We start from the raw sequence: 11669 nt of genomic DNA, 5'->3' as shown, positions 1-11669 counted from the left end.
CACCGTGGGGAAAGGCGGGTGCGATGCCCATGCCCACCATCGTCGTCGGTTCGCAGCGGCTCACGTCGGCAGGCTGGCCGGTGCCGGAGGAGAGACGCCTCGTCACCGTGCTGTTCGTCGACATCGTCGGGTCGACCGCGCTCGTCGACCGGCTCGACCCCGAGGACGTGCGGATCCTGCAACGGGCGTACTTCGACACCGTGGGCGGGGTGCTGCGCCGGTGGCACGGGGTGGTCGAGAAGTACGTTGGCGACGCGGTGATGGCCCTGTTCGGGGCCCGCCGGTCCGACGGGTTCGACGCGTACCGGGCGGTGCGGGCGGCGCTGGAGATCCAGGGGGCCCTCGACCGGCGACCGCCGCCCGGCGCGCCGCGCCTGCGGGTCCGGGCCGGGGTGGCCACCGGTGAGGCGCTGGTGGACCTCGCCGCGGCGCGCGACGGCGGGCACGGCGTGGCCAGCGGCGCGGTGATCACCACCGCCGCGCGGTTGCAGGAGTACGCCCCGCCGGGCGGGGTGGCGCTCTGCCCGGCCACCCACCGCGCCACCGTGGGGCTGGTCGGCCAGCGCCGCGTACCGCCGGTGGCCCTGGCCGGCAAGGCGCTGCCGGTCGACGTGTGGCACGCCACCGGCACGACCCGACCGGTCCCGCCCCGGCACGAGGGGCCGCTGGTCGGGCGGCGGCGGGAACTGGCCGCCGCCCGGGACCTGATCGTCCGGGCCGTCCGTGGCCGCGACCCGCGCTGGCTGTCGCTGGTCGGCCCCGCCGGCAGCGGACGCAGCCGGCTGCTGCACGAGCTGACCCGGGCGCTACGGACCGTGGACGGGGCGCCGGTGCGCTGGTGCGTCGCGCACTGCCCGCCGTACCCGGAGCCCCTGGCGCCCGTCGCGGACCTGGTGCGCGGGCTCGCCGGCCTGCGCCCCGGTGAGCCGCCCGCGACGGTCCGGCGGCGGCTCACCGCCGCCCTCACGGACCTGGTGCCGCCCGCCGGCCTGACCGAGGCGGTGTACGCGCTGGAGGCGCTGCTGGCCACGCCGGACGGCTCCGGCGACGCGGCGCGGGGCGCCGAGGTGGCACGCGAGGCGCTCCTGGGGCTCGCCGCCCGGCAGCCGGTGATGGTGGCGGTGGACGACCTCGACCGCGCCACCGCGGCGCTGAACCGCTTCCTGCACCGGCTCTTCGCGGCGGCCACCGCGCGGTCCCTGCCGCTGGTGGTGGTGGCGCTGCACCGTCCCGAGTGGACGGAGGTGTGGCCCGGCCCGCGGGGTCGGCGGCACCGGTTGGCGGTGCCGCCGCTGCGCCCCGTGGAGACCGGACGGCTGCTGCGCCACCTGCTCGGCCGGGCCGACCGGCCGGCGGCGATCGCCCGGCTGCTGCCTCTCGTCGGCGGCAATCCGGGGCGGGCCGCCGCGTACGTGGCGTCGCTGGGCACGGCGCAGTCCGTGCCGGAGACGGTGCGCCGGGAGGTCGACGCCCGGCTGGACCGCCTCGACGGGGCGCGGCGGGCCGTGCTGATGGCCGTCGCGACCGTCGGCGCGGGGATCAGCGCCCCGACGGTGGCGCGCCTGCTCGACTGGGCCCCCGGGCGGGCCGCCCCGGTGCTGCGCGCGCTGGCCGCGACGGGTCTGCTGGTCGCCCGCGCCGACGGCCGGTACGCCGTGGCCGACGCGGTGGTCCGCGAGGTCGCGTACGCCCGGCTGCCGAGGGCGGCGCGGGCCGCGTTCGCCCGCCGGGCCGGGCGGCCGGCGGAGGCGGATGCGCCGTCGGTGCCCGTGGTCCTCCACGCCCCCACCGCCCAGGTCCCGCCGGTGCCGGCGCGCGCCGGCGCCGACCGCCCGGCGGCCCGGGACGCGCGCGGGGCGCACCCGGCACCGCTCCGGCGGCCCGCCACCACGCCCCTTTTCCCTGCGACGCCCCGGCCCGCCACCACGTCCCGTTTCTCCGCGACGCCCCGGCCCGCCACCGCGCCTCAGGTCGCGACCCTGCCCCAGGGCGCGGCTCTGACCAAGGGCGCGACCCTGCCCCACGGCGCGACCCTGCCCCACGGCGCGACCCTGCCCCGGGTCGCCGACATGCCCCGGGTCGCGGTGGTGCCGGGGGCGCGTCCCGTGCCCGGTCCGCTGGTCGCCGTCCCCTCCGAACGTGTCGGGGGCGCCCGGGTGGTGGAGCTGCGCGGACGGACCGTTGCCCGCGGTCGCGTCCCCTTGGTCGGCCCCGATCCGACGGCCGCCCTCGGCCTGACCGCCGGCCCCGACCCGACGGCCACCTCCGGCCCGACGGCCGGCCCCGATCGGACCACCGGTTCCGACCGGGCTGCCGGCCCCGACCGGGTGAGCCGGTCCGCCGGCCCCGGTCGGGCGGTTGCCCCGCACGGGACGGCAGACGGCGGCGGCGTCCCGTCCGCCCCCGGGCCGGGCGGGACGGCGCGGCGGCAGGGGCGCGGGCAGCGGCCGAGATGGGTCCTGCCGCGCGGGACGCCGATCGCGGCGTGAGCGGGGCTGGCAGGGTGCCGGCCGCCCCGTCGAACGGGGTGCCGGACGCGGCGGGGAGTGTGGGGCGGCCAGGCGGACCTCCCCCACGATCCAAGCTAACAGGCGCCCGATCCGGGCGGTATCGGGCGGCCGACCGAGTGCGCGGGGCGACGCCGACTGGCTAGGTTCGCCCGATGCCTGTCGAAGAGACCACCGCTTCCGCCGCCGGCACCTGGACGCTCGGCGACCGCACCGTGCACCGGATGGGGTTCGGCTCCATGCGGCTCACCGTCGACCCGGACCGGGCGCGCGCCGTCCGCGTCCTGCGCCGGGCCGTCGAACTGGGGGTCAACCACATCGACACCGCCGCCTTCTACGTCTCGCCGGGCGGGCCGCTCGGCGTCGGCACCGGCTCACCCCGGTACGCCACCGACCTGATCCGCGAGGCCCTCGCGCCGTACCCGGACGACCTGGTCATCACCACCAAGGTCGGGCCGTCCTTCGACGCGGCGACCCGGCACCGGGAACTGACCCCGGCGGAGCTGCGCCGGGAGGTGGAGGAGAACCTGCGCCGGCTGGGTCGGGACCACCTGGACGTGGTCAACCTGCGGATCGTCCGGCGACCCGGACGGGACTCGGTGGCGGAGCGGTTCGCCGCCCTCGCCGAGCTGCGCGACGCCGGGCTGATCCGGCATCTCGGCCTGTCCAACGTGCGGGTGGACCACCTGGACGAGGCACGGGACATCGCGCCCGTGGTGTGCGTGCAGAACGCGTACGCCCTCGACGTGAACCGGTGGGCCGACGAACTGCTGCGCGTCTGCGGCGAGCGGGGGATCGCCTTCGTGCCGTTCTTCGCGATCGCGGGCGGCGGGCGGGAGGCGGGCGCGGGCGGCGACCACGAGGAGGCCGTACGGGCGGTGGCGCACGCGCACGGCGCGACCCCGCACCAGATCCGCCTGGCCTGGACGCTGCACCAGGGGCCGCACGTGCTGGCCATCCCCGGCACCGGCGACCCGGGGCACCTGGCGCAGAACGTGGCGGCCGGGGCGATCCGGCTCACCCCCGAGGAGCTGGCCCGTCTCCGCTGACGGCGGACCCCCCCCGCCCGTACGGCGGCGCGGCGCGTCAGCGACCGTCGAGGAAGGCGACCGCCCGGTCCCAGGTCCGGCTGGCGGCCGCCGGGTCGTGGTCGGGCAGGTCGGGGTCGGTGTAGAGGTGACCCACGCCGGGATAGCGGTGGACGCTCAGCTCCGCGCCCGCCCCGGTCATCGCCCGCTGCCACCGGCCGAGCTCGGGCTCCGGGGGGGTATTCGTCCGGGTCGGCCATGTGCAGTTGCACCGGCAGGCCCGGCCGGACCGCCTCCGGCGCGCCGCCGGCGCCGTGCAACAGCAGCAGCGCGGCGGCGGCGGGGCGCTCGGCCAGCAGCGCGCCGGCCACCCCGGCCCCCATGGAGAACCCGGCCAGCACCGCCTCGGGCGGCGCCTCGCGCAGCGCCGCCCTGGCCCGGCCCATCACGGCCGCCTCGCCGACCTCGTCGAGCAGGGCGAAGCCCTCCTCGATCGTGTCGACGGCCGGCGCGCCGTAGAGGTCGGGGGTGACGACGTGGTGGCCGGCGGCGCGCAGCCGGTCGGCGGCCGTCAACACGGCGGGTCGCAGCCCGTAGGCGGAATGAAACAGCACGACGTGTCCCATCGGGACATGATGTCTGACGGTTGCGACAGGACCGGCCCGACGCTCGCGCCGGGGCGCCGACGCCGGTGGGCCGTCGGCGCCGGGTCAGCGCAGCGACTCCAGCCGCCGCACCAGCTCGCTCGGCCCCGGCATGGCGGCGATCTCGGCGCTGACCTGCCGCGCCGCGTCGCGCAGCGCGGTGTCGGTGACGAGCCGGGTCAGGGTGTCGGCGGTGATGTCGCGGGTGCGCACCGCGATGCCGACCCCGCGCGCGGCCACCAGCCCGGCGTTGTGCCGCCGGTCGCCCGCCCCGACGGTGGCCAGCTGCGGCACCCCGGCGATCAGCGCGCTGAGGACGCTGCCCGCGCCGCCGTGGTGGACCAGCGCCGCGCTCGCCGGCAGGGCCGCGGGGATCGGGATCCAGTCGACCGTACGCACGTTGCCGGGCAGCGCCCGGCGGGCCAGCCGCGCCTCCGGGCGGACCAGCACGAACTCGGCGTCGACCCGGTCGGCGACGGCGACGACGGCCGGCATCGGTCCGGCGCTGCCGGGGCCGACGAGGGTGCTGCGGCTGACCAGCACCCGTGGCCGCTCCCCCGGCTCGCGCAGCCAGTCCGGCAGCTCGCCGCCGGCCTCGGTGGCGTAGCGCATCGGCCAGCCGTCCTGACGCAGCACGCTGGGCGGGGCGACGGCGATCGCGGCGGCCGGCGGCGGCAGCGCGGTCAGGCCGTGCCGGCGCAGCGCCGGCCCCAGCCGCGCCAGGGTGGCCCGGGCCAGCTCGCGGCCGTCGAAAAGGGCGTTCTCCTGGCGTACGGCGGGCACGCCGAGCGTCGCGGCGGCGAGCGCCCCGGCCACCGCGAACGGCTCGTGGATGACGAGATCGGGCTGCCACTCCCGGGCCACGGCGACCACCCCGTCGGCGAGCTGGTCGTTGACCGCGCCGAAGAGCAGCCCGGCGCCCCGGGTGCCGCCTGTGCCGGCCAGCTCGGCCCGGGCGATCAGCGGGTGGCGCAGCAGCACGCGGCGGGCGATGCGTCCGAAGTCGAACGCCGGCGCGACGTCGCGTGCCGGCACCCCGGGGCGCGCCGCCCGCAGCCCGTCGGCGGCGGTGGCGACGAGCACCTCGTGCCCGGCGTCGCGCAGCGCGGCGGCCAGCGGCAGCAGCGGGGCGACGTGCCCGATCAACGGCGCGGAGACCACCAGTACTCGCACCGCGCCGATGCTAGCCCCGGCGGGGCCCGCCGTGGGGGCACCGGACGGGGCGGCCCGGACGACGGCGGGTTCAGCCGGCGGGCGGGGGCAGGGTGCGGCTGCGGCCCCGGAACTCGGCCACCACCGCGCCGTCGTCCCGGGTGACGGTGACGTCGTAGATGCCGCTGCGGCCGTACCGGGTGCGTTCGGTGGCGCGCGCCGTCAGCAGGTCACCCTCGCGGGCGGGACGGACGAAGCTGATCTCGCCGCCGGCGGCGACGGTGGCGGGGCCGTGGCTGTTGCAGGCCAACGCGAAGGCGGTGTCGGCGAGCAGGAACACGAAGCCGCCGTGGGCGATGGCGTGGCCGTTGACCATCGCGGCGGTCACCCGCATCCGGGCCACGGCCGCGCCGTCGGCGGCCTCCACCAGCTCGATGCCGAGCCCCCGGGAGGCGACGTCGGCGGCGAACATGTCGTACGCGGCGTTGCGCCCGGCCACCTCGGCCGTCCCGCCGCTGCTCGACGATCCGCCCGTCCCGCCCATCGACCGCTCCGCACCCGTCCGGGGCGGCCCCCTCGACCGCCGGCCCCGGTACCGTACGCCGGCCCGCGTACGGCACCGACGGCACCCGTCACGGGTTCTCCGGGTCCAGGTCGCGCTCGCGCAGCAGCGCGTCCAGCTTCGCCTCGATCCGCTCGTCGGACTCGCGGGACTGGGAGGAACCCCAGTGGTAGAACAGGGCCAGCCCCGCCGCCTGCCAGATCAACTGGAGGAACTCGGACTGCCAGTTCTCGAAGGTGGAGGCGAGGAACTGCGGCAGGAAGTCGGCCCAGGCGAAGGGCCGGCCGTGCTGGCTCGCCTCGTCGCCCGCCACGGTGGCCTGGAAGACGAACTGCGCGATCCAGGAGAGCAGGAACAGCGCCCCGGTCACCAGCGCGAAGGCGTACGCCCTGGGCCACCTCGGTTTGCGGAACGGCGGCCCCTCCGCCCGGCGGCGTGACCGCCCGTCCCGGGACGTGGCTCCGGCCGGCCGCGCGCCGGAGGTCGTCGTGTCGGACATCGCGCTCCCCTTTCGACGAGTCCCCAGGTATGGGGCCTATGCCCCGGGGCAAGCACGACAAAACGGCGCGCCGGCGTGGCGGGGCCCGCCACGCCCGCGCCTCTCCGTCGCGGAGTTGTTGCAAATCTTTGGCAACAACATCTGGACGCGCCCCGCTTCCGTAACTAGCCTGGCCCACATGAGTCCTTACATCACGGATGTCGCGGCCTGGCAGGAGAGCTGGGACCGCCAGCAGGAGGCGTACCTGCCGGACCGGGAGCACCGGTTCGCGGCGATGCTCGACGCGGTCGACGCGGTCCGCGACGACGACCGGCTGCGGCTGCTCGACCTGGCCGGCGGCACCGGCACCATCTCCGACCGGACGCTGCGCCGCTTCCCCCACGCCGAGGTGACCCTGGTGGACCTCGACCCGGCGCTGCTCGCCCTCGCCCGCGCCTCGCTCGGGGACCGGGTCACCGTCGTCACCGCCGACCTGAGCCGGCCCGACTGGCACGCCTCACTGCCCCACCGCGAGTACGACGCCGTCCTCACCGCCACCGCGCTGCACTGGCTGCCGGCCGAACGGCTCGAACGGCTCTACGCCGAGCTGCGCGAGCTGCTGCGGCCGGGCGGCATCCTGGTCAACGCCGACCACATGCCCGACGACGCCCTGCCGCAGCTCACCAAGCGCCTGCTCGACCGGGCCCGGGACCGGCGGGCGGCCCGGTACGCCGCCGGCGCCGCGCTGTCCTGGTCGGAGTGGTGGGACCGGGCGGAAGCCGACCCGGCGCTGCGGCCGCTCGTCGCGCAGCGGCGCGACATCTACCCCACGGGGCACAGCCCGGAGTGGAACCCGCCGGTCTCCTGGCACTTGTCCGCGCTGACCGCCGCCGGCTTCGCCGAGGTGGGCACCGTGTGGCGGGGCGGCCCCGACGCCGCCGTCGCCGGGGTGCGCTGACGCCCCGACGACCGCCGAGCCGGGCGCTAGGCTGGCGGGCGCGCGCCGAGGTCCCGCCCGTGGCACCGGCGGGGAGGGCGAGGTGACCGGACCGGATCCGCGGGTCGACCCCGACGTCGACCTGCGCGTACCCGCCGACCGGGGCGAGCTGGCCGCCCGGCCCGGCGCGGTGCTCGGCTCCGTCGCGGCCGGCGGCGCGCTCGGCGCCCTGGCCAGGGCCGGCCTCCAGCACGCCGTCCCGCACGGCCCGACGGGCTTCCCGTTTGCCACCTTCGCCGTCAACCTGACCGGGTGCCTGCTGATCGGCGTCCTGATGGCGGCGCTGGAGCGCTCCGGTGGCCGCCGACCGCTGCTGCGCCCGTTCCTCGGCGTGGGCGTCCTCGGCGGCTACACCACCTTCGCCACGTACGCGGTGGACGTCCGCCTGGCGCTCGACGCCGGCGCGCCGCAGGTGGCCCTGGGCTACCTGGCCGCGACCCTGCTCGGCGCGCTGGTCGCGGTCTGGCTCGGCGACGCCGTCACCGGCCGGCTGCTCGACGCCCCTCGCCACGGCCGGCCGGAGCGCGGGGCCGGCCGGTGACCGTCCTGCTGATCGCGCTCGGCGCGGCCGTCGGCGCGCCCCTGCGTTACCTCACCGACCGGGCGGTGCAGGCCCGGGTCGGCGGCGCCTACCCGTGGGGCACGCTGACCGTCAACGTGGCCGGATCGCTGCTGCTCGGTCTCCTGGCCGGGCTGCCCGTCGGCCCAACCGTCGGCGCCCTGCTCGGCACCGGCTTCTGCGGCGCGCTGACCACGTACTCCACCTTCGGGTACGAGACGCTGCGGCTGGCGCGCCGGGGCCGGCGGTTCCTCGCGCTGGTCAACGTGCTGTCCAGCGTGGCCGCCGGCCTCGGCGCCGCCACCGCCGGTTTCGCCCTGGCCCGGGCCGTCGCCGGCTGAGCGGGGCGGTTCAGCGGCCCGGGTCCGCCGGCCCGTCGGGCAGGCGCAGGTCGACCACCGGGCCGAGGACGAAGACGGCCGGCGGGGCGATCCGCTCCCGGGCGGCCACCGCGCCGATCTCGTCCAGCCGGGCGGTCACGGTGCGCTGGTCGGGATGCCCGGCGTCCTGCACGGCGAGGACCGGGGTGTCCGGGGCCCGGCCGTGCTCCACCAGGACCGCGGCGATCTTGTCCACCGTGTCCACGGCCATCAGCAGCACCAGGGTGCCCCGGGCCCGGCCCAGCGCCGCCCAGTCGACCAGCGAGTCCGGGTGCCCGGGCGGCAGGTGCCCGGAGACGACGGTGACGTCGTGCGCGACGCCCCGGTGGGTGACCGGCACCCCGGCCAGGGCCGCCGCGGCGACCGCGCTGGTCACCCCGGGGACCACGGTCACGTCCACCCCGGCCGCCGCGCAGGCCTGCACCTCCTCGTGGCCGCGCCCGAAGACGTACGGGTCGCCGCCCTTGAGCCGCACCACCCGCCGCCCGGCGCGGGCGTGCGCGACGAGGGCGGCGTTGATCGCGTCCTGCCCCATCGCGGGTCCCCGGGGCACCTTCGCCGCGTCGATGACCTCCACCCCCGGGCGCAGCCCGGCGAGCAGTCCGCGCGGGGCGAGCCGGTCGACCACCACCACGTCCGCCGCGTCCAGCAGCGTCCTGCCCCGTACGGTGATCAGGTCGTCCGGCCCGGGCCCGCCACCGACCACGGCGACCTGGCCCCGGCGCGGGCCGGCACCGTGGTGGTCGTGGCCGTGGTGGTCGTGGCCGTGGTGGTCGTGGCCGTGGTGGTCGTGATGGTCGTGCCCGTGCCCGTGGTGGTGGCCGTGGCCGCCGACCGGGTCGTCGGGGTGGTCGTGCGGCGTCTGCGGCCGGCCCACCTTGTCGGCGAAGCCCGGCATCAGCACCCGGTACGCGCAGGTGTCGCAGTTCATCCGGATGTCGCCGCGACGCGCTTCGGCGTGCCGTTCGAGGACCAGGTCGGCGAGCGCGTCGCAGTCGCCGATCAGGTCGGCCACCCGCACGTCCAGCTCGGGATGGGCGGCGGCGAACGCGGTCGACTGCGCGACGATCCGGTCCGGCAGCACCCCGGCGAAGAGGAAGTACGGCGCGACGACGATCCGCCGGGCGCCGAGCCGGCGCAGCCGCTCCAGCACCGCCGGCACCGAGGGCTCGGCCAGCGAGACGAAGCCCGGCTCGACGCCGGCGTAGCCGCGACCCTCCCAGAGCAGCCGGGCCACCTTGGCGACCTCGGCGTTGGCGTCCGGGTCGGTGGAGCCGCGCCCGATCAACGCCACCCAGGTGCCGGCCCGGTCGTCGCCGGCGAGGGCGGCGTCGACGCGCTGCTCCAGCGCGGTGTGCAGCAGCGGGTGCGGGCCCAGCGGCCGGCCGTAGACGTAGCTGAGGCCGGGATGGCGCTCCCGCTCGCGGGCCAGCGCGGCGGGGATGTCGCCCTTGCCGTGCCCGGCGGCGGTCAGCACCAGCGGCAGGGCGACCAGCGAGCGGTGCCCCCGCTCGACGAGCGCGCCGACCGCGTCGGTCAGCGGCGGCCGGGACAGCTCGATGAAGCCGCCCTCGACGTCGCCGAGGGCGCCGGCGGCGCGGCGGCGTACCCGCTCGACGAACGCGACGAACTGCTCGACCCCGGCCGCGCTGCGCGTGCCGTGCCCGACGATGACCAGAGCGCTCACTGCTCCTCCTCCACGTACAGCAGGGCGTTGAGGGCGGCGGCGGCGACCGCCGAACCGCCCTTCTCGCCCCGGTTGGACACCCCGGGCAGGCCGCTGGCCCGCAGCGCCGCCTTCGACTCGGCGGCGCCGACGAAGCCGACCGGCAGCCCGACGACCAGCGCCGGCCGGGCGTCCAGGGTGATCAGTTGCTCCAGTGCGGTCGGCGCGCAGCCGACCACCCAGACCGCGCCGGGACCCACCCGCTCCAGGGCGATCCGCACCGCCGCCGCCGACCGGGTGATGCCGGCCGCCCGGGCCAGCTCGGCGGCGGCGGGCTCGGCGACCGGGCAGACCGTGTCCCGCCCGGTGACGCCCGCGGCGACCATCGCCACGTCGGTGACCACCGGCGCGCCGGCGCGCAGGGCGGCCAGCCCGCCCGCGAGGGCCGCCTCGTCGCAGACCAGGTCGGCGACGTAGTCGAGGTCGGCGCTGGCGTGCACCACCCGCTCGGTGACGGCCCGGGTCAGCGGCGGCAGGTGGGTCAGGTCGACCCGGGAGCGCAGGATGCGGTAGGACTCCCGCTCGATGGGGTGCACGACCCGGCTCACTGTCGCACCTCCGTCGCGGCCACGCCGTAGCGCTCGTCGTAGCGGCCCAGCTTCCACAGCGCCACCGCCCCGGCCCAGGCGAGCACGAACAGGGCCACGACGGCGTACCCGAGCTGCTCGAAGTGCCCGGCGATCCCCGCGTACCCGGACAGCGCCGACACCCCGAGGTGGTCGACCAGCAGGCCGGCGGCGTAGACGCTGGCGACGAGGGCGCCGACCAGCACCGTCACGGCCGTGGTGGCCAGGTTGTAGTAGAGCCGACGGGCCGGCTGCCGGTACGCCCACGAGTAGGCCCGACTCATCAGCAGGCTGTCGGCGGTGTCCATGGCCGACATGCCGGCCGCGAAGAGCAGCGGCAGGGTGAGCAGGGCGAGCACCGGCAGCCCGCCGGCGGCGGCCGTGCTCGCCGACAGGGCGAGCAGGGTCACCTCGCTCGCGGTCTCCAGGCCGAGGCCGAAGAGGAACCCGACCGGCGCCATGTGCCAGGAGGAGCGCACCAGCGCCCGGGCCCGGGAGCCGAGCACGCGCTGCACCAGCCCCCGGTTGAGCAGGTGCAGGTCCAGCTCCCGCTCGTCCAGGTCGCCGTGGCGCAGCCGCCGCCAGAGCCGGGCCAGGCCGGCCAGCACCGCCGCGTTGAGGGCCGCGACCAGGGCGAGGAAGACGGTGGCGGTGACGATCGCCACGGTGGCGCCCACCTCGCGCGCCTCGGCCAGGCCCGGCCCGGCGAGATTGGCCGAGGCGAGGCCGACGACAAGGGCCAGCAGCAGCACCACCGCGCTGTGCCCGAGCGCGAAGAAGAAGCCGACGCCGACCGGGCGCCGACCGCGCAGCAGCATCAGCCGGGTGGTGTCGTCGATCGCCGCGATGTGGTCGGCGTCGAAGGCGTGCCGCACCCCGAGCAGGTACGCCAGCGTGCCGGCCCCGGCGAGGCCGCCGGCCGCGGCCGGCTGGTCGTTCCAGTACAGGTAGAGGCTCCAGCCGGCGACGTGCAGCACGGCGACGGCCAGCACGATGCCGCCGAGGCGTGCCCGTTCGGCGCGGCTCCACGGGCCGGCCGGTGGTGCGGCGCTGAGCGCGGTCGAACTCAT

General features: G+C 77.8%; 12 protein-coding genes and 1 pseudogene. 5 read left to right on the top strand and 8 right to left on the bottom strand.

Annotated elements, in window-relative coordinates; all coding sequences use genetic code 11:
• The first annotated feature begins 23 nt into the window (after positions 1-23).
• Both AB0883_RS22610 and AB0883_RS22605 read left to right on the top strand, forming a co-directional pair.
• Positions 24-2489 carry an AAA family ATPase gene (locus tag AB0883_RS22610; protein WP_366643165.1) on the top strand — a complete coding sequence of 822 codons (2466 nt, stop codon included), beginning with the start codon at positions 24-26 and terminating at the stop codon, positions 2487-2489.
• Positions 2490-2662: 173 nt separating this feature from the next.
• Positions 2663-3556 (top strand): aldo/keto reductase, encoded by an 894-nt coding sequence (locus AB0883_RS22605; RefSeq protein ID WP_366643164.1) that lies wholly within the window; start codon positions 2663-2665, stop codon positions 3554-3556.
• 37 nt (positions 3557-3593) lie between these two features.
• Here AB0883_RS22605 and AB0883_RS22600 read toward each other — a convergent pair whose 3' ends face one another.
• From AB0883_RS22600 to AB0883_RS22580, 5 genes and pseudogenes are all read right to left on the bottom strand, one after another.
• Positions 3594-3737, bottom strand: a complete 144-nt coding sequence (locus tag AB0883_RS22600) for a dienelactone hydrolase family protein (protein ID WP_366643163.1) — start codon at positions 3735-3737, stop codon at positions 3594-3596.
• 94 nt (positions 3738-3831) lie between these two features.
• Positions 3832-4161 (bottom strand): annotated as a pseudogene (locus AB0883_RS22595) (dienelactone hydrolase family protein); the annotation flags it as partial.
• A gap of 84 nt (positions 4162-4245) precedes the next feature.
• A complete protein-coding gene (locus AB0883_RS22590; protein WP_366643162.1) occupies positions 4246-5352 on the bottom strand; it encodes a nucleotide disphospho-sugar-binding domain-containing protein in 1107 nt (368 codons plus the stop codon).
• Between the two features lie 70 nt (positions 5353-5422).
• Complete coding sequence (gene paaI / locus AB0883_RS22585; RefSeq protein ID WP_366643161.1) at positions 5423-5875, bottom strand: hydroxyphenylacetyl-CoA thioesterase PaaI; 453 nt, start codon at positions 5873-5875, stop codon at positions 5423-5425.
• A gap of 88 nt (positions 5876-5963) precedes the next feature.
• Positions 5964-6392, bottom strand: a complete 429-nt coding sequence (locus AB0883_RS22580; RefSeq protein WP_366643160.1) for a DUF6766 family protein — start codon at positions 6390-6392, stop codon at positions 5964-5966.
• A 178-nt stretch (positions 6393-6570) separates the two neighbouring features.
• Here AB0883_RS22580 and AB0883_RS22575 point away from each other — a divergent pair, with 178 nt between their 5' ends.
• From AB0883_RS22575 to crcB, 3 genes are all read left to right on the top strand, one after another.
• A complete protein-coding gene (locus AB0883_RS22575; protein WP_366643159.1) occupies positions 6571-7329 on the top strand; it encodes a class I SAM-dependent methyltransferase in 759 nt (252 codons plus the stop codon).
• Between the two features lie 82 nt (positions 7330-7411).
• Positions 7412-7909: a CrcB family protein gene (locus tag AB0883_RS22570; protein ID WP_366643158.1), complete on the top strand. Its 498-nt coding sequence runs from the start codon at positions 7412-7414 to the stop codon at positions 7907-7909.
• Complete coding sequence (crcB, locus tag AB0883_RS22565) at positions 7906-8268, top strand: fluoride efflux transporter CrcB (RefSeq protein ID WP_366643157.1); 363 nt, start codon at positions 7906-7908, stop codon at positions 8266-8268. The genes AB0883_RS22570 and crcB overlap by 4 nt, the downstream gene beginning before the upstream one ends.
• A gap of 10 nt (positions 8269-8278) precedes the next feature.
• Here crcB and cobA read toward each other — a convergent pair whose 3' ends face one another.
• Genes cobA through AB0883_RS22550 form a run of 3 tightly spaced genes read right to left on the bottom strand, consistent with a single transcriptional unit; the run spans position 8279 to position 11669 of the window.
• Positions 8279-9994 carry a uroporphyrinogen-III C-methyltransferase gene (cobA, locus tag AB0883_RS22560; protein WP_366643156.1) on the bottom strand — a complete coding sequence of 572 codons (1716 nt, stop codon included), beginning with the start codon at positions 9992-9994 and terminating at the stop codon, positions 8279-8281.
• The gene (locus AB0883_RS22555) at positions 9991-10581 is read right to left on the bottom strand and encodes a precorrin-8X methylmutase (protein WP_366643155.1); all 591 of its coding nucleotides are present in this window, start codon (positions 10579-10581) and stop codon (positions 9991-9993) included. The genes cobA and AB0883_RS22555 overlap by 4 nt, the downstream gene beginning before the upstream one ends.
• The gene (locus AB0883_RS22550; RefSeq protein ID WP_366643154.1) at positions 10578-11669 is read right to left on the bottom strand and encodes a HoxN/HupN/NixA family nickel/cobalt transporter; all 1092 of its coding nucleotides are present in this window, start codon (positions 11667-11669) and stop codon (positions 10578-10580) included. Before AB0883_RS22550 ends, AB0883_RS22555 begins: the two co-directional genes overlap by 4 nt.

Origin of the sequence: Micromonospora sp. NPDC047812 (assembly GCF_040704175.1) — a bacterium.
GTDB lineage: Bacteria > Actinomycetota > Actinomycetes > Mycobacteriales > Micromonosporaceae > Micromonospora.
The sequence above is the reverse complement of the archived record's forward strand: the minus strand, read 5'-3'. Positions and strand labels throughout refer to the sequence as shown.